We start from the raw sequence: 15927 nt of genomic DNA on the forward strand, positions 1-15927 counted from the left end.
AAAACCATGAGCACGTTTAGCGACAAGATCCCGGTCACAATCCTGACCGGCTTCCTCGGCGCCGGAAAATCGACGCTTCTGAATCGTATCCTCAAAGATCCTGCCATGAAGGATGCGGCCGTCATCATCAATGAATTCGGCGATGTCGGCATCGACCATCTGCTGGTCGAAAGCTCCGGCGATTCCATTATCGAGCTCTCCGACGGCTGCCTCTGCTGCACCGTGCGCGGGGAACTGGTCGATACGCTGGCGAACCTTATGGATGCCGTGCAGACAGGCCGTGTGAAGCCGGTCAAGCGCGTGGTCATCGAAACCACCGGTCTTGCCGATCCGGCTCCCGTCATGCAGGCGATCATGGGCAATCCGATTGTTGCGCAGAATTTCGAGCTCGATGGTGTGGTCACCGTCGTCGATGCCGTGAACGGCCTACAGACGCTCGACAATCATGAGGAGGCGCGCAAGCAGACGGCTGTCGCCGATCGGCTCATCGTTTCGAAACAGAGCATAGCGGGTGACACGGATGCGCTGATGGCACGTCTGCATGGCCTCAATCCGCGTGCCGCCATCATGGATGCCGACAGCGATGAGGCAGGCTCAGCGCGTATTTTCGTCAACGGGCTTTATGATCCCGGCACAAAAATCGCCGATGTCCGCCGCTGGCTGCATGATGAGGACGAGCATGAGGGCCATCATGATCATGGCCACGATCACGGTCATCACCACCATCATCATGGCCACGAGCATCAGGACCCGCACGACGTCAATCGTCACGATGCGTCGATCCGTTCCTTCTCGATCATCGAGGAGAAGGCAATCGATCCGATGGCGCTCGAAATGTTCATCGATCTCCTGCGTTCGGCGCATGGAGAGAAGCTTCTGCGCATGAAGGCGATCATCGCCACATCAGACCGGCCGGAACGCCCGCTGGTGCTGCACGGCGTCCAGAGCATCTTCCACCCGCCGGTGCGGCTTGCTGCCTGGCCGGATCCTGAGGACCGGCGCACGCGCATGGTGCTGATCACCAAGGATCTGCCGGAGGCTTTCGTGAAAGATCTTTTCGATGCCTTCCTCGGCAAGCCGCGGATCGATACGCCTGACCGGGCTGCGCTCAGCGACAATCCGCTCGCCATTCCGGGCATGCGGATTTAATCAGAAAACGCTCTATCCCTTGCGGATCAGGAAACGGTGGCCGCGCTCGGTCTTTTCCGTGCTGACCAGATCGTGGCCATCTTCATTGCAGAAATGCGGGATGTCGATGGCGGCAAGCGGATCGCTGGTGTCGACGAGGATCATCGCACCGCTTGGCATGGCCGTCAGCTTCTTGCGCGTCTTGATGACGGGGAGCGGGCATTTCAGCCCGCGCAGATCGTAGAGAATGGCGTCCAAGCCGATCAGTTCCTGGCCCAGAACTTCCAGAACGGCTTCTTGGTGGCGTCGGCGGTTTCCTGCGGCGCGGGCTCGGGCGCGGCATAGGCCAGCGGGTTCTGCATCGGCACCGGAATATTGGCCGGCAGCGCTGCAGCGACGGTCGTGGCTTGAGCCTGCGTCGTCGGCGTCGCAGTCGCTGCGGTCTTGGCAGCAACGCTCTTCGCGGCCTGATTGGCCATCATGTCTTCGAGTTCGGCAACCTTGACCATGCGGCCGGCTTCCAGCGAGGTGCCCGTTGGCGCAAAAGCCAGTTCGCGGCCTTTGCGGAGCTTGGCGACAACAGCCTTGCGCTCGGCCTCTGTCGGGTCGTACCAGGCAAGGCCGTCATATTTTTTCAGGGCCGTCTGATAGTCGGCGTCATAAGTCTTGTCGTAGGAAGCGAGAGCCGCTGTCAGTGCGGGCGGCGTTGACATGGCCGGGCACTTGCCGGCCGGATTGAAGCTGCCGCCATCGGTTGCCTGCTGGTTGAAGACGTATTTCTTCTCGCAGACATTCACTTCCGGCGGGCGCTTGGTGACTTCGAAATTGTCGTAGCCGACCTTCAGCATCTTCCAGAAATCGTAGTTCTGATCGAGACGATGCTTGACCATGTTCTCGGCCGTCATGCGGAAGGGGAAGGCCTGAAGCTGTACCGTTTCCTGACCACCCTTGAGGGCGTCGCGGGCAAAGGCGTAGATTTCCAGAACCTGCTGGTCGGTCATGGAGTAGCAGCCTGACGACGAGCAGGCGCCATGGATCATCAGATCACTGCCGGAGCGGCCGTTGACGGCATCATAGCGGTTCGGGAAACCGGTGTTGATGGCGAGATAATATTTGGAATTGGGGTTCAGGTTAGAGCGAGTGAGGTTGTAGAAACCTTCTGGCGCCTGACGGTCGCCGGTCTTCACCTTCGGGCCGAGTTTGCCGGACCAGGCGCAGATCTTGTAGTCGGCGATCTTGTCGAAACGGTTGTTCGTCTTCGCCTTCCAGATTTCCAGCGCGCCTTCTTCCTTGAAGATGCGGATCATGATCGGCGAGTTGCGGTCCATGCCCTTGGCCGACATGTCGGCAAGGATGCGGCTCGGAAGCGGCTGCTCCACCTTGTTCCTGACGGTCGAGAGGTCGATACCCTGCGCGGATTCCAATGCGTCATTGCAGCCGGTCAGAGCCAGCGCCATGAGCGAAACATAGGCAAGATGACGTATGCGCATTCAATCAGCCCATCAATAATGCGACCCAACCCGCTTACGGAAACCGGGCGTAGCGCGGAATCATAGGCGGCTTATACTTGATAAATCCTTACCAGCCTATGACTTACCCCGAAGCGCCCTGCAAGCACTGATGTTACAGATAACATTATTGTGGCCAAGATTTGGCCTCAATCAACTACGCAGACCTGCGGATTTTACAGATTGCGGCCCATGGCGAGGAACTTCTGGCGGCGGTCATTACGCAGTTGTTCGCCGGAACGGGAGGCCATTTCGGCAAGCGCGTTGGAGATTATATCGCCGGTGGCGGCGATGACGCTGTCGGGATCACGGTGGGCGCCGCCGAGCGGCTCGGGGATAATGCCGTCGATGACGCCGAGTGCCTTCAAGTCCTCCGCCGTGATCTTCATATTGGTCGCCGCTTCCTTGGCGCGGGTGGAATCACGCCAGAGGATCGAGGCGGCGCCTTCCGGCGAGATGACGCTGTAGATCGAATGTTCGAGCATGTAGACGCGGTTGCCGGTAGCAATCGCGATCGCGCCGCCTGAGCCGCCTTCGCCGATGACGATCGAGATCAGTGGCACCTTCACGCCGAGGCACATCTCCGTCGAACGGGCGATGGCTTCGGCCTGACCGCGCTCTTCGGCGCCGACACCCGGATAGGCGCCTGCGGTATCGACGAGGGTGATGACCGGAAGCTGAAAACGATCCGCCATTTCGAGGATACGGATCGCCTTGCGGTAACCTTCAGGACGGGCGCTGCCGAAATTGTGCTTCAGGCGGCTCTTGGTGTCGTTGCCCTTTTCCTGACCAATGACGGCGACCGGCTGGCCGCGAAAGCGGGCAAGGCCAGCCTGGATGGCGGCATCCTCGGAAAACTTGCGGTCGCCGGCAAGCGGCGTGAATTCCTGGAAGAGCGTCTTGGCATAATCGACGAAATGGGGACGCTGCGGATGGCGCGCGACCTGCGTCTTCTGCCAGGCGTTGAGCTTCGAATAGATCTCGACGATCGCCTCGCGGACGCGGACTTCGAGCCTGCCGACCTCGTCGGAGGTGTCGATGCTTTCGTCTTCCGTCGCCAGCTTCTTAAGCTCGATGATCTTACCTTCGAGGTCGGAGATCGGCTTTTCGAAGTCGAGATAGTTGTGCATGAGGTGCGTTTCCGTTCCTTGTGCGCGGGGCAGTTTCCTGGTTCCGTCCCTTGTCGCCGGTCCTATTCGTGCTTTTTCGCCTGTTTTGCAAGGGGGTGGTGCGTATGGACGAGTTGCTGGAGCCGTTCTTCCAGAACATGCGTATAGATTTGTGTCGTCGAAATGTCTGAATGGCCGAGGAGTTCCTGCACCACGCGCAGGTCCGCGCCGTTGGCCAGAAGGTGGCTCGCGAAGGCGTGTCGCATGACGTGCGGCGAAATCATCGAAGGTGTGAGGCCGGCGCGGATTGCCAGATTCTTGAGATCGCGGGCGAAGACCTGGCGCGGCAAGTATCCCTCTTTCGAGGCGGCCGGGAAGAGCCAGGGGCTCTCCTGGGGCTGTTTTGACGCGGCGTTTTCCGACGCCAGCATGCCGCCGTAGGATTTCAGAGCGGCAATGGCCGATTGGGAAAGCGGTACCAGCCGCTCCTTGTTGCCCTTGCCGCGGATCATCAGGAAACGGCCTTCCTGATCGAGAACGCGGGCTGGAAGCGAGACGAGCTCGCTGACACGCATGCCGGTGGCATAGAGCAGTTCCAGCAGCGCCAGCATGCGCATGCGGTGAAGCTGGCCGGGGGCAGGGTCAGCGGCCTCGGTTTCTGCCTGAGTAAGCAGCTTGGTCACTTCCTCGACGCCCATCGTCTTCGGCAGGGAGCGGCCCTTTTTCGGCGCGTCGAGAATGCCGGTCGGATCGTCGGTGCGCAGGCCCTCGGCATAGAGGAATTTGTAGAACTGCCGCATGGAGGCAAGGCGGCGGGCTTGCGAGGAAGGCTTGAAACCCTGCGTGGATAGCGAACTGAGATAGGCGCCGAGATCGCCCGAAGCCGCTTCGGTCAGGCGAATGCTGCGGCCGTGCAGGAAGGAGCGCAAGTCGTCCAGATCACGTTCGTAGGATTGCAGCGTATTGACCGCAGCACCCCGCTCGGCACTCATCATTTCCAGAAATGATTCCACATGGACGCGGCCGAGATCCTTCATCGCGTCACTTCTTCGTGGTGTTGATCGTGCCCGTCGACGGCGGGTTTACCCGCTCGGAGGGGATGCGGATCGTCACGTCCCGCTCCTGCGGCTCGACGAAGGTGACGAGCGCCCACATCGCTCCATAGATCAGTCCGGCGATGACCGCCAGGACGGACAGGAAACGGATCAGGCTCGGCATCCGGCTACTCCTTAGAACTCTGCTTCTGTTATAAGAAGCATGTTTGCAAGTGCAAGAAGCGGCAGTGAGACCATGATTCCCTTGCCCGCGACTTGACGCTACACCCGCATTTGTCGATACCGTTTGCAAACAAAGTGTGAATGGACCGATGAGTGAACCCCCAGTTTCCGTTGCAGACAGCCTGAGAGACAGAGCTCGCGCCGCGCTCGGTTCACGCAATCTGATCCTCGTCGGCCTCATGGGCGCCGGAAAATCCTCGGTCGGCCGCCTCCTTGCGCAGCAGCTCGGCGTTCCCTTCATCGACAGCGATATAGAGATCGAGCGCGTCTCGCGCATGACGATCACGGAGCTTTTCGCGGCCTATGGAGAAGAAGAGTTCCGGGCGCTCGAAGCACGGGTGATGAAGCGTCTGCTGAAGGGCGGGCCGCGCGTCGTCTCTACCGGCGGCGGCGCCTTCATCAACGCCCGTACGCGCAGGCATATCAAGAAGGGCGGCCTTTCGGTCTGGCTGAAGGCCGATCTCGACGTGCTCTGGGACCGGGTCAACAAGCGCGATACACGTCCGCTGCTGAAGACCGAAAACCCGAAGCAGACGCTCGAAAATCTGATGAACGCCCGCTACCCCGTTTATGCCGAAGCCGATCTCACGGTGCTTTCGCGCGACGTGCGCAAGGAAGTCATGGCCGATGAAGTGCTGAGAGCCGTGGTCGAGGCCCAGAAGGAAAGTGCAGTATCATGAACGCGATCACCTCCGCTTCCGCCGTCCGCAAGGTGCATGTACCGCTTGGCGAACGTGCCTATGACATTCTGATCGGGCCAGGGCTGATCGCCAGAGCCGGGGGCGAGATCGGCTCGCGGCTCAAGGGCCGCAAGGCGGCTATCATAACCGACGAGCATGTGGCGCCGCTTTATCTCGATGCCTTGAAGGCGAGCCTCGATACCGCCGGCATCGCATCGGCGGCGGTCGTGCTGCCAGCCGGAGAGAAGACCAAGAGTTTCGAGCATCTGGTCAATGTCTGCGACAAGGTTCTCGAAGCGCGCGTCGAACGCAATGACTATGTCATCGCGCTTGGCGGCGGCGTCATCGGCGACCTCTCGGGTTTTGCGGCCGGCATCGTCAGGCGCGGCGTGCGCTTCGTACAGGTGCCGACTTCGCTGCTCGCTCAGGTGGATTCCTCCGTCGGCGGCAAGACCGGCATCAATAGCCGCCACGGCAAGAACCTCATCGGCGTTTTCCATCAGCCGGATCTGGTTCTCGCCGATACCGATGTCCTGAATTCCCTGAGCGAACGCGAATTCCGCGCCGGTTATGCCGAAGTCGCCAAGTATGGCCTGATCGACAAGCCGGACTTCTTCGCCTGGCTGGAGAACAACTGGCAGGCGGTCTTTGCAGGCGGTTCGGCCCGTATCGAAGCAATTGCGGTCAGCTGCCAGGCGAAGGCGGATGTCGTGGTTGCTGACGAGCGGGAAAACGGCCAGCGGGCGCTGCTCAATCTCGGCCACACCTTCGGTCACGCGCTGGAGGCCGCGACCGCCTATGACAGCAGCCGGCTGGTTCATGGTGAAGGCGTTTCTATCGGCATGGTGCTGGCGCATGAATTTTCGGCACGCATGAACCTTGCGAGCCCCGATGATGCCCACCGCGTCGAGGCGCATCTTAAGGCGGTCGGCCTGCCGACCCGCATGTCGGAAATTCCAGCCAACCTGCCGCCGGCCGAAGTGCTGATGGATGCGATCGCGCAGGACAAGAAGGTCAAGGGCGGTAAGCTTACCTTCATCCTCACACGCGGCATCGGCCAGTCCTTCGTCGCCGATGACGTGCCGGCTTCCGAAGTGTTCAGTTTTCTCAAGGAAAAACATCCCTGATGTCAGTCGAGGGCACCCTGGCGTTTTTATCGGTCTACTGGCCGGAGATCGTTTCGATCGTGGCCCTGGTACTGATGTCTGCCTTCTTTTCGGGATCCGAAACCGCGCTGACCGCCGTTTCGAGAAGCCGGATCCATACACTGGAAGCCAATGGCGACGAGCGCGCCGGTCTCGTCAGGACCCTCATCGAGCGTCGTGACCGGCTGATCGGTGCGCTGCTGATCGGTAACAACCTCGCCAATATTCTCTCCTCGTCGCTGGCGACAAGCGTATTTCTGGGGATCTTCGGCAATTCCGGTGTGGCGCTGGCGACGCTTGCCATGACCATTATCCTCGTCATCTTCGCGGAGGTTCTGCCGAAGAGCTGGGCGATCTCCACGCCGGAGCGTTTTGCGCTCAATGTTGCAATACCGACACGGCTCTTCGTCGCCGTGGTCGGTCCACTCTCTTCCTTCGTCAATGCGATCGTGCGCCAGATCCTCGGTCTTTTCGGTATCAACCTGTCGCGCGAAGTCTCGATGCTGTCAGCGCATGAGGAGCTGCGCGGCGCCGTCGACCTGCTGCATCGCGAGGGTTCTGTCGTAAAGGCCGACCGTGACCGTCTCGGCGGCGTGCTCGATCTCGGCGAACTCGAGCTTTCCGATATCATGGTCCACCGCATGGCGATGCGGGCGATCAATGCCGACGATCCGCCCGAATCCGTGGTCCGGGCGATCCTCGAAAGCCCTTATACACGCATGCCGCTGTGGCGCGGTACGATCGACAACATCATCGGCGTCGTACACGCCAAGGATCTGTTGCGGGCGCTCGCCGAGCCGAACATGGAGCCGCAGCAGCTCGATATCGTGAAAATCGCCCAGAAACCCTGGTTCGTGCCCGACAGCACCAATCTCGAAGACCAGCTCAATGCCTTCCTCCGCCGCAAGCAGCATTTCGCCGTCGTCGTCGACGAATATGGCGAGGTGCAGGGCGTCGTGACGCTCGAGGATATTCTGGAGGAGATCGTCGGCGATATCTCCGACGAGCACGATATTGATATACAGGGCGTACGACAGGAGGCCGACGGTTCCATCGTCGTCGATGGTGGCGTATCAATCCGCGATCTCAACCGCGCGCTGGACTGGAACCTGCCGGATGAGGAGGCGACGACGATTGCCGGTCTCGTCATCCATGAATCGATGACCATTCCCGAGGAGCGACAGGCCTTCACTTTCTACGGCAAGCGCTTCGTCGTCATGAAGCGGGAAAAGAACCGCATCACCAAGCTGCGCATCCGCCCCGCCGAGGAAGACGAGACGAAACCCGCTTGACCAAGATTTCCGTTACCGGCGGCATTTCCGTGCGCCGGCTCATCCTGCAGGATCTGACATGTTCGACATTCTCTGGCGATCCGTCGCCATCGGCATCGGGGCAACCGTCCTCATGGATATCTGGGCGATCCTGCTCGCAAAGCTCGGCGTGACGCCGTCGCCGAACTGGGCGCCGGCCGGCCGCTGGTTCTGGCATCTCGGCAAGGGCAAGGTCTTTCACGATAATATCGCTGATGCCGCGCCCTATGCCAACGAGCTGGCGCTCGGCTGGATCGGCCACTACGCGGTCGGAATCCTCTACGGCATTCTGCTGGCGATCTTCGTCGGTCCGGTCTGGTTTGCCGCGCCGACTTTCCTGCCGGCCTGGATCCTCGGCATCGTCACCGTCGGTGCGGGCTGGTTTCTGATGCAGCCGGGTCTTGGGCTTGGCTGGGCGGCGTCGAAGACGCCGAACCCCACGAAGGTCCGTGTGCTCAATCTGCTCGCCCATACCGTCTTCGGTTTCGGGCTTTACGCGACGGCGCTCATTATCCGCTAGAGCAATTCACGCAAAAGTGCGCAGCGGTTTGTGTCCGGAATTGCGTGAAAGTAGGCTCTACCAGCGCGTCGGTTCGCCCGGCGCTGCCGGCTCGACGGCCAATGCGTGAAGCCCGGCATCCAGCTCGGGCTTCAAGAGGTCGGTGATCGCCCTATGCCGTTGCAGCCGAGACATGCCGACGAATTTTGCAGAGACGATGCGAACGCGCATATGCGTCTCGCCGGTGCCCGTGATGTCCGGTTGGTGGCCGGCGTGCAGATGGCTCTCGTTGATGACGGAGAGGCGTTCGGGTGCGAAGGTCGCCTTGAGCTTCTCTTCGATGCTGGTCTGGAGTGTCATCACGGGGTCTTCTGAGTTCATGAAAAAGGTTCCCACCAAGCCAGCAACATTCCCGTTTGTCAATTCTTGTTGTCAGCAGTCAGCAGCCCCATAATTAGCGCCGTCATGAGACTTGATTCCAAATACTTCGATCGCATCCGAACGCGCCGCAGGCGAGAGCAGGAGCCCGAACAGGCGCCTCCAAGCTGTCAGTGGGACGGCTGCGACAAAAAAGGCACGCATCGCGCTCCTGTGGGACGCAATGCGGAAGGCCAATTCTTTTTGTTCTGTTTCGAGCACGTCAAGGACTACAACAAGGGATACAATTATTTCTCCGGCCTCTCGGACGGCGAAATTGCGCGCTACCAGAAGGAGGCGATCACCGGTCATCGCCCCACCTGGACGGTCGGCGTCAACAAGGATGCCAAGAACAGCCCGCTGCACGCCGAAGTTCGCTCCGGAGCCTATTCGCGCGTGCGTGATCCGTTCGGTTTCGTGAAGGAAGGTAGCGGCAAGGGCAGCGGCCCGCGTTTCCCGCAGGCCCGCAAGCTGAAATCGCTGGAAGCCAAGGCTTTCGATACGATGGGACTTGCGGCGAACGCCACTTCCGCGGAGATCAAGAGCAAGTATAAGGAACTGGTCAAGAAGCATCACCCCGATGCGAATGGCGGCGATCGCGGCTCGGAAGAGCGTTTCCGCGCCGTCATCCAGGCCTATCAATTATTGAAGCAGAACGGTTTTTGTTAATTCCCGTCCTTGCTCTTAAGCTTCAATCGGGTATGGTCCACATCGGCTGAGGCCGCAGGCAATCGCGGCATACATATTTGCGCGTTTTCCCGACATCGCCTCTGCCGACCTTCCGGACGCGGCGTTTCTTGTCCGGGACTCTTTCAAGAATGCTCGCAAGCGGTCATTATCCCGCCGAGGTTTCGTTTCAGTCCCGGAGAAGTGTCGCCGACGTTCCGACTCTTGGAGAACGCGGAAAAGATACTGCGGCGCCATGGTTGCGCAATGGCTGAGATAGTGTGGTCGGGTGGCCGTCACCCGCCTTGGAGACATGATGAGCAAGATTGACCTTGATATTTCCGAACTGCCCGACACCACCGTTTCGGTCCGGGAGGTCTTCGGCATCGATTCCGACATTCGTGTGCCCGCCTACAGCAAGGGCGACGCCTATGTTCCGGATCTCGACTCCGACTATCTCTTCGACCGCGAGACGACGCTCGCGATCCTCGCCGGCTTTGCCCATAACCGACGCGTGATGATCTCCGGCTACCACGGCACGGGCAAGTCTTCGCATATCGAGCAGGTTGCCGCGCGCCTCAACTGGCCTTGCGTGCGTATCAACCTCGATAGCCATGTCAGCCGTATCGATCTCGTCGGCAAGGACGCGATCGTCGTCAAGGACGGGCTGCAGGTCACCGAATTCAAGGACGGCATCCTGCCCTGGGCCTACCAGCACAATGTCGCGCTCGTCTTCGACGAATATGATGCCGGCCGCCCGGACGTGATGTTCGTCATTCAGCGCGTACTGGAATCCTCCGGCCGCCTGACGCTGCTCGACCAGAGCCGTGTCATCCGTCCTCACCCGGCCTTCCGCCTGTTTGCGACCGCCAACACGATCGGTCTCGGCGATACGACGGGTCTCTATCACGGCACGCAGCAGATCAACCAGGCACAGATGGACCGCTGGTCGATCGTCTCGACGCTGAACTATCTGCCGCACGACCATGAAGTAAATATCGTCGCCGCCAAGGTGAAGAGCTTCGGCAAGGACAAGGAAGGCCGCGATACGGTTTCCAAGATGGTCCGTGTTGCGGATCTCACGCGCGCTTCGTTCATGAACGGTGATCTCTCCACGGTCATGAGCCCGCGTACCGTCATCACCTGGGCCGAGAATGCCGAGATCTTCGGCGATATCGCCTTCGCCTTCCGCGTCACCTTCCTCAACAAGTGTGACGAGCTTGAGCGTCCTCTGGTGGCCGAGCACTATCAGCGCGCCTTCGGCGTGGAACTGAAGGAAAGCGCGGCCAACATCGTGCTGGGGGCTTGAGGCCAGTCGATCATGGCATCTCGTGGTGACAATTCGAAAGCAAAGCCTGGTGCGCCCGTCGATGTCGAGCCGTTGCGGCGGGCGATAACGGGCTGCGTGCGCGCAATCGCGGGCGATGACCAGGTCGAGGTAGCCTTCGCCAATGAGCGTCCCGGCATGACGGGCGAGCGCATTCGTCTGCCGGAGCTTTCCAAGCGTCCGACGGCGCACGAGCTGGCGGTGACGCGTGGCCTTGGCGATTCCATGGCACTGCGTATCGCCTGCCACGACGAGAAGGTCCATTCCAGCATGGCGCCGCAGGGCTCGGATGCCCGGGCGATCTTCGACGCTGTCGAGCAGGCGCGCGTGGAATCGATCGGTTCGCTGCGGATGGAAGGCATGGCCGCCAATCTGCGTTCCATGACCGAGGAGAAATACGCCAAGGCGAATTTCACTGGCATCGAGCGGCAGGAAGATGCGCCGATCGGCGAAGCCGTTGCGATGATGGTGCGCGAAAAGCTCACCGGCCAGAAGCCGCCGGCTTCGGCCGGAAAAGTTCTCGACTTGTGGCGTTCGTTCATCGAAGACAAGGCCGGCAGCGAGCTCAACAATCTCACCGGTGTCATCAACGACCAGCAGGCCTTCTCGAAGGTCATCCGCAATATGCTTTCGGCCATGGAAATGGCCGAGGAATATGGCGATGACGACAACGATCCTGACGCCGACGATCAGTCCAACGAGGATGATCAGCCGACCGGCGACGAGCAGAACGAAGATGAGGTCGACGAGGATGCTGGCAGCGATGCCGCACCCGTCGAAGATAGCGAAGTCTCCGACGAGCAGATGGAGGACGGCGAAACCGAAGGCGCCGAAATCTCCGACGACGACATGATGGAAGAGGGCGACGACGATTCCGAGACGCCGGGCGAAACCCGCCGTCCGAACACGCCGTTTGCTGATTTCAATGAAAAGGTCGATTACCACGTCTATACGGAGGAATTCGACGAGATCGTCACGGCCGAAGAGCTGTGCGATGCCGCCGAACTGGAGCGCCTGCGCGCTTTCCTCGACAAGCAGCTGGCGCATCTGCAAGGTGCTGTCGGCCGTCTTGCCAACCGCCTGCAGCGCAAGCTGATGGCGCAGCAGAACCGTTCCTGGGATTTCGATCTCGAGGAAGGCTATCTCGATACGGCGCGACTGCAGCGCATCATCATCGACCCGACGCAACCGCTCTCCTTCAAGATGGAGCGCGACACGCAGTTCCGCGATACGGTCGTGACATTGCTGATCGACAATTCCGGCTCCATGCGCGGCCGGCCAATCACGGTTGCCGCGACCTGCGCCGATATCCTGGCGCGCACGCTGGAGCGTTGCGGCGTCAAGGTGGAGATCCTCGGCTTCACGACGAAGGCCTGGAAAGGCGGTCAGGCACGCGAGAGCTGGCTTGCCAATGGCAAGCCGCAGACGCCCGGCCGTCTCAACGACCTGCGACACATCATCTACAAGTCGGCCGATGCCCCGTGGCGGCGCGCGCGCACCAATCTTGGCCTGATGATGCGCGAAGGCCTGCTCAAGGAAAACATCGATGGCGAGGCGCTGATCTGGGCGCATAATCGCCTGCTGGCGCGGCGCGAGCAGCGCCGCATCCTGATGATGATTTCGGATGGTGCGCCGGTCGATGATTCCACGCTTTCGGTCAATCCGGGCAATTATCTGGAGCGGCATCTGCGCGCCGTGATCGAACAGATCGAGACGCGTTCTCCGGTCGAGCTTCTGGCAATCGGCATCGGCCATGACGTGACGCGTTACTATCGCCGCGCCGTGACGATCGTCGATGCGGACGAGCTTGCCGGCGCCATGACCGAGCAGCTTGCCGAATTGTTCGAGGACCATGCCGCACAGCCGCGCGGTGGCCGCCTGCGCCGCGCTGGCTGATACAGTCTTGGGGAAACATCCGCATGGCGTTTGAAAACCTGTCTCGCGCGGCTCTGGTCGTCCTTGGCCTCGCGACAGGCTTGTCAGGCGCTCATGCGGGCGAGCCTGCGAAGATCATCAGCCGCAAGATTTCGGATTTCCATATCGGTCGCGACGAAACCCGCTTCGGCCCCTTGGAATTTATCGGCGGGCTGGAGATGGTGTCGAGCAATTCCCTCTTCGGCTCGCTTTCCTCCATCCGCATGCGCCCTGACGGCAACACTTTCATCGGCGTGCTCGATACCGGGCACTGGCTGACGGGCAGCATCGAGCGTGATGCCAAGGGCAGGCTGTCCGGTCTTTCCGGTGTCGAGATCACGCCGATGAGGGATCGTGTTGGCCGGATACATGAGGGCAAGGGGCGCATGGATGCCGAAGGCCTCGCACTGGATGGCGACCGGATTCTTGTTTCCTTCGAGCAGGATCATCGCGTCGATGTTTATCCGAACCCCGGTTTTCTCGACTCGCGATCCTTGTCGACGGTCGGGATACTCATTCCCCGCGACGAGATGCGGGCAAACCGCGGCATCGAAACCGTTGTCGTAGCCCCCGCCTCGAGCCCGCTGAAAGGCGCGCCCGTAATCGTGGCGGAGCGTAGCCTCGACGAGGACGGTAACCGGCTTGCGGCTATTCTGGCCGGGCCGCAGAAGGGGCAGTTCACCGTCGAGAAGGATGGCAGCTTCGATGTGACTGACGGTGCCTTCCTGCCGGGTGGCGACCTGTTGCTGCTGGAGCGGCGCTTCAACATGGCCGAAGGTATCGGCATGCGCATTCGCCGCATCAAGGGAGCAGACATCAAGCCCGGCGCCATCGTGAACGGCGAGCTGCTCGTCGAGGGCAACTTCAATTACAATATCGATAATATGGAAGGGCTCGATGCCTTCCAGGCAGCCGATGGCACGACGCATGTCATCCTGGTGTCGGACGACAATCACTCCATCCTGCAGCGCAATCTGATGTTGGAATTCCGGCTGGCCGATTGAGCGGCCGTCGAACGGCTGTCATAACCCTGCGCTATGCGGACCATCCCTTTCGATATCAGCCTTTGAGAGTTGTATGATGCGCATCCATATCACGGGAGCCTCGGGCTCCGGCACGACCACGCTTGGCCTGGCGCTGGCCGAGCTGCTCGACATCCGTCATCTCGATACAGATCATTTCTTCTGGATGCCGACCGATCCACCCTTCACGACGCAGCGCGAGGTTGGAGCGCGTATCGCGATGCTCAGGCAAGAAGCGCTGCCCGAGGCCGGCTGGGTGCTTTCCGGCTCGGCGATAAAATGGGGTGCGGAATTCGAGCCACTATACGATCTGGTGGTCTTTCTGAGGATCGATCCCGTTGCGCGTATGGAGCGCATCCGCAAGCGCGAGGAGGAGCACTACGGCGAGAGGATCAGGCCCGGTGGCGACATGGCGGTGAAAAGCCGCGAATTCATGGAATGGGCAGAGAGCTACGATACGGCGGGACCGGAACGCCGAAGTCTCGTTGGGCATGAGGAGTGGCTGAAGACGCTGACGAGGCCGATTTTGCGGCTCGATTCATCACGGCCTATCGATGAACTCATCGCGGAGGTGCTGAGCCACCCGGCGGTCATTGCAGGGCGCCTTCAGTCGTCGTGAGATCTGCAGTTGGCGTTGCCATCGGTCGGTGCGGGCTGGCTGCAGTAAGGTCTGCAGCCAGCCCGTCCAGCATTCATGATCAGAGCGTTTTCCTGGGTCGCTCGACCAGAAATGATCGCCATCCAGGCGAAAGGTGGGGAATGCGAGGATTCCGATCCGAGGGCGGATTGTGGGACGGTATTTACCGTGCCGCAGCGGACGGCACCGGGCGCAGCACGTTCATGAGTGCGCCATAGGGCAGCAGCATCACCAGGCCGACAAGCATCTTCACCGAGAAATCACCGAGCGCCCAAGAGATCCAGCGCGGAGCTTCCGTGGAGAGGATGCCGAAGATCGGCGCATTTTCCAGCGCGAAGGGTTCGTTCGGGCCGAGGAAGACGAAGAAGGCGGCGAAGGACAGCGAGAAGAACATCACCGTGTCCAGCGCCGAACCGATCAGCGAGCCGACGAGCGGTGCGCGCCACCAGGCCTGACGACGCAGGCGGTTGAAGACGGCGATATCGAGAAGCTGACCGGCGAGATAGGCCGCGCCGGAGGCGATCGCGATACGCGGAACCGAGGTGAAGAAGGAAAGGGCGACACCAACGACAAAGCCGGCGAAAACCACCTTACGCGCAGCCTGCGGGCCGAACTGGCGGTTCGTCAGATCGGTGATCAGGAAGGCGATCGGATAGGAGAAGGCGCCCCAAGTGAGAATGTCGGCGAGATTGATGCCGGCAACCGTCGCGTTCAGCGGAAACTGGACGAGGAAGTTGGAGGCGACGACGACGAGCGTCATCAGCGCGACATAGATAAGGGTATAACGGGTCGTCAGCATTTTTTTATCCTGGGTGATGCCACCAGTTCGAGTAAAAGTTTCAGGCTGGAACTAAGGCCAGCCTTGCAAAGCAAAAGGCTTGTCCGGGTATTATCCGTGCAAGCCTTTTGAAACTTTTGAAGACCGAGGCCGAGCTTAGGCAGCAGCAGCAACTGCTGCTTCGGCGGTCTTCTTGACGATCTGACGACGCAGCAGGCGAGCGCGCATCGAAAGTTCGCCTTCATTTGCCTTCAGCAGGAAGGCATCGAGACCGCCACGATGCTCGACGGAACGAAGAGCAGCAGCCGAAACGCGAAGACGGTAACGCTGGCCGAGCGCGTCGGAGATCAGCGTAACCTGGCACAGGTTCGGGAGGAACCGGCGCTTGGTCTTGTTGTTGGCATGGCTGACATTGTTACCAGTCAGGACTGCCTTGCCGGTCAATTCGCACATGCGGGACATGGAACACCTATTTCTTGTTTTTCTCGGGCCATTGAATGACAATCCGGC

Annotated in this window: 18 protein-coding genes; 10 read left to right on the forward strand and 8 right to left on the reverse strand. The window is 60.5% G+C overall.

Going from position 1 to position 15927, the window contains the following annotated elements:
• Window positions 1-6 precede the first annotated feature (6 nt).
• On the forward strand, window positions 7-1149 hold the full coding sequence (locus ACR9ZQ_RS27580; RefSeq protein ID WP_310384897.1) for a CobW family GTP-binding protein: 1143 nt from the start codon (window positions 7-9) through the stop codon (window positions 1147-1149).
• Between the two features lie 12 nt (window positions 1150-1161).
• On the opposite strand, the gene ACR9ZQ_RS27585 is transcribed toward ACR9ZQ_RS27580, so the two are convergent.
• From ACR9ZQ_RS27585 to ACR9ZQ_RS27605, 5 genes are all read right to left on the reverse strand, one after another.
• Window positions 1162-1386 carry a sulfurtransferase TusA family protein gene (locus ACR9ZQ_RS27585; RefSeq protein WP_310384895.1) on the reverse strand — a complete coding sequence of 75 codons (225 nt, stop codon included), beginning with the start codon at window positions 1384-1386 and terminating at the stop codon, window positions 1162-1164.
• A 5-nt stretch (window positions 1387-1391) separates the two neighbouring features.
• A complete protein-coding gene (locus ACR9ZQ_RS27590) occupies window positions 1392-2618 on the reverse strand; it encodes a L,D-transpeptidase family protein (protein WP_310384892.1) in 1227 nt (408 codons plus the stop codon).
• 194 nt (window positions 2619-2812) lie between these two features.
• Window positions 2813-3766, reverse strand: coding sequence for an acetyl-CoA carboxylase carboxyltransferase subunit alpha (locus ACR9ZQ_RS27595; protein WP_113319717.1), 954 nt, complete (start codon window positions 3764-3766; stop codon window positions 2813-2815).
• 62 nt (window positions 3767-3828) lie between these two features.
• Window positions 3829-4782, reverse strand: coding sequence for a site-specific tyrosine recombinase XerD (gene xerD, locus ACR9ZQ_RS27600; protein ID WP_310384890.1), 954 nt, complete (start codon window positions 4780-4782; stop codon window positions 3829-3831).
• A gap of 4 nt (window positions 4783-4786) precedes the next feature.
• Window positions 4787-4963, reverse strand: a complete 177-nt coding sequence (locus tag ACR9ZQ_RS27605) for a hypothetical protein (RefSeq protein ID WP_007822234.1) — start codon at window positions 4961-4963, stop codon at window positions 4787-4789.
• 148 nt (window positions 4964-5111) lie between these two features.
• Here ACR9ZQ_RS27605 and ACR9ZQ_RS27610 point away from each other — a divergent pair, with 148 nt between their 5' ends.
• From ACR9ZQ_RS27610 to ACR9ZQ_RS27625, 4 genes are read left to right on the forward strand one after another with little or no spacing between them, the layout of a single operon-like run.
• The gene (locus ACR9ZQ_RS27610) at window positions 5112-5702 is read left to right on the forward strand and encodes a shikimate kinase (RefSeq protein WP_007822233.1); all 591 of its coding nucleotides are present in this window, start codon (window positions 5112-5114) and stop codon (window positions 5700-5702) included.
• The gene (gene aroB, locus ACR9ZQ_RS27615) at window positions 5699-6829 is read left to right on the forward strand and encodes a 3-dehydroquinate synthase (RefSeq protein WP_481429090.1); all 1131 of its coding nucleotides are present in this window, start codon (window positions 5699-5701) and stop codon (window positions 6827-6829) included. The genes ACR9ZQ_RS27610 and aroB overlap by 4 nt, the downstream gene beginning before the upstream one ends.
• Window positions 6829-8139 carry an HlyC/CorC family transporter gene (locus ACR9ZQ_RS27620; RefSeq protein WP_113319714.1) on the forward strand — a complete coding sequence of 437 codons (1311 nt, stop codon included), beginning with the start codon at window positions 6829-6831 and terminating at the stop codon, window positions 8137-8139. Before aroB ends, ACR9ZQ_RS27620 begins: the two co-directional genes overlap by 1 nt.
• Window positions 8140-8197: 58 nt before the next feature.
• Complete coding sequence (locus ACR9ZQ_RS27625) at window positions 8198-8677, forward strand: DUF2938 domain-containing protein (RefSeq protein ID WP_113319713.1); 480 nt, start codon at window positions 8198-8200, stop codon at window positions 8675-8677.
• Between the two features lie 57 nt (window positions 8678-8734).
• Here ACR9ZQ_RS27625 and ACR9ZQ_RS27630 read toward each other — a convergent pair whose 3' ends face one another.
• The gene (locus ACR9ZQ_RS27630; protein ID WP_037071995.1) at window positions 8735-9016 is read right to left on the reverse strand and encodes a BolA family protein; all 282 of its coding nucleotides are present in this window, start codon (window positions 9014-9016) and stop codon (window positions 8735-8737) included.
• A 105-nt stretch (window positions 9017-9121) separates the two neighbouring features.
• Between ACR9ZQ_RS27630 and ACR9ZQ_RS27635 the strand changes: the two genes are divergently transcribed.
• The 5 genes from ACR9ZQ_RS27635 (at window position 9122) to ACR9ZQ_RS27655 (ending at window position 14621) form a co-directional block, all read left to right on the forward strand.
• Window positions 9122-9742 carry a J domain-containing protein gene (locus ACR9ZQ_RS27635; protein WP_113319712.1) on the forward strand — a complete coding sequence of 207 codons (621 nt, stop codon included), beginning with the start codon at window positions 9122-9124 and terminating at the stop codon, window positions 9740-9742.
• 313 nt (window positions 9743-10055) lie between these two features.
• A complete protein-coding gene (gene cobS, locus ACR9ZQ_RS27640; RefSeq protein ID WP_007822226.1) occupies window positions 10056-11048 on the forward strand; it encodes a cobaltochelatase subunit CobS in 993 nt (330 codons plus the stop codon).
• Window positions 11049-11060: 12 nt separating this feature from the next.
• The gene (gene cobT / locus ACR9ZQ_RS27645) at window positions 11061-12962 is read left to right on the forward strand and encodes a cobaltochelatase subunit CobT (protein ID WP_481429091.1); all 1902 of its coding nucleotides are present in this window, start codon (window positions 11061-11063) and stop codon (window positions 12960-12962) included.
• Window positions 12963-12985: 23 nt separating this feature from the next.
• Window positions 12986-13984 carry an esterase-like activity of phytase family protein gene (locus ACR9ZQ_RS27650; RefSeq protein ID WP_481429092.1) on the forward strand — a complete coding sequence of 333 codons (999 nt, stop codon included), beginning with the start codon at window positions 12986-12988 and terminating at the stop codon, window positions 13982-13984.
• A gap of 73 nt (window positions 13985-14057) precedes the next feature.
• Window positions 14058-14621: an ATP-binding protein gene (locus ACR9ZQ_RS27655; RefSeq protein ID WP_310384877.1), complete on the forward strand. Its 564-nt coding sequence runs from the start codon at window positions 14058-14060 to the stop codon at window positions 14619-14621.
• A gap of 181 nt (window positions 14622-14802) precedes the next feature.
• On the opposite strand, the gene ACR9ZQ_RS27660 is transcribed toward ACR9ZQ_RS27655, so the two are convergent.
• Window positions 14803-15438, reverse strand: coding sequence for a VUT family protein (locus tag ACR9ZQ_RS27660; protein ID WP_481429093.1), 636 nt, complete (start codon window positions 15436-15438; stop codon window positions 14803-14805).
• A 135-nt stretch (window positions 15439-15573) separates the two neighbouring features.
• Window positions 15574-15879: a 50S ribosomal protein L28 gene (gene rpmB, locus ACR9ZQ_RS27665; RefSeq protein WP_113319707.1), complete on the reverse strand. Its 306-nt coding sequence runs from the start codon at window positions 15877-15879 to the stop codon at window positions 15574-15576.
• Between the last annotated feature and the right edge of the window lie 48 nt (window positions 15880-15927).

Source organism: Rhizobium sp. KNZ14-9A (assembly GCF_056755015.1).

What these genes read in the sequence shown, in the direction of transcription:
- ACR9ZQ_RS27580 (WP_310384897.1), top strand. Translation starts at nt 7, where the DNA reads ATGAGCACGTTTAGCGACAAGATCCCGGTCACAATCCTGACCGGCTTC.
- ACR9ZQ_RS27590 (WP_310384892.1), bottom strand. Translation starts at nt 2,618, where the DNA reads ATGCGCATACGTCATCTTGCCTATGTTTCGCTCATGGCGCTGGCTCTG.
- ACR9ZQ_RS27595 (WP_113319717.1), bottom strand. Translation starts at nt 3,766, where the DNA reads ATGCACAACTATCTCGACTTCGAAAAGCCGATCTCCGACCTCGAAGGT.
- xerD (WP_310384890.1), bottom strand. Translation starts at nt 4,782, where the DNA reads ATGAAGGATCTCGGCCGCGTCCATGTGGAATCATTTCTGGAAATGATG.
- ACR9ZQ_RS27605 (WP_007822234.1), bottom strand. Translation starts at nt 4,963, where the DNA reads ATGCCGAGCCTGATCCGTTTCCTGTCCGTCCTGGCGGTCATCGCCGGA.
- ACR9ZQ_RS27610 (WP_007822233.1), top strand. Translation starts at nt 5,112, where the DNA reads ATGAGTGAACCCCCAGTTTCCGTTGCAGACAGCCTGAGAGACAGAGCT.
- aroB (WP_481429090.1), top strand. Translation starts at nt 5,699, where the DNA reads ATGAACGCGATCACCTCCGCTTCCGCCGTCCGCAAGGTGCATGTACCG.
- ACR9ZQ_RS27620 (WP_113319714.1), top strand. Translation starts at nt 6,829, where the DNA reads ATGTCAGTCGAGGGCACCCTGGCGTTTTTATCGGTCTACTGGCCGGAG.
- ACR9ZQ_RS27625 (WP_113319713.1), top strand. Translation starts at nt 8,198, where the DNA reads ATGTTCGACATTCTCTGGCGATCCGTCGCCATCGGCATCGGGGCAACC.
- ACR9ZQ_RS27630 (WP_037071995.1), bottom strand. Translation starts at nt 9,016, where the DNA reads ATGACACTCCAGACCAGCATCGAAGAGAAGCTCAAGGCGACCTTCGCA.
- ACR9ZQ_RS27635 (WP_113319712.1), top strand. Translation starts at nt 9,122, where the DNA reads ATGAGACTTGATTCCAAATACTTCGATCGCATCCGAACGCGCCGCAGG.
- cobS (WP_007822226.1), top strand. Translation starts at nt 10,056, where the DNA reads ATGAGCAAGATTGACCTTGATATTTCCGAACTGCCCGACACCACCGTT.
- cobT (WP_481429091.1), top strand. Translation starts at nt 11,061, where the DNA reads ATGGCATCTCGTGGTGACAATTCGAAAGCAAAGCCTGGTGCGCCCGTC.
- ACR9ZQ_RS27650 (WP_481429092.1), top strand. Translation starts at nt 12,986, where the DNA reads ATGGCGTTTGAAAACCTGTCTCGCGCGGCTCTGGTCGTCCTTGGCCTC.
- ACR9ZQ_RS27655 (WP_310384877.1), top strand. Translation starts at nt 14,058, where the DNA reads ATGATGCGCATCCATATCACGGGAGCCTCGGGCTCCGGCACGACCACG.
- ACR9ZQ_RS27660 (WP_481429093.1), bottom strand. Translation starts at nt 15,438, where the DNA reads ATGCTGACGACCCGTTATACCCTTATCTATGTCGCGCTGATGACGCTC.
- rpmB (WP_113319707.1), bottom strand. Translation starts at nt 15,879, where the DNA reads ATGTCCCGCATGTGCGAATTGACCGGCAAGGCAGTCCTGACTGGTAAC.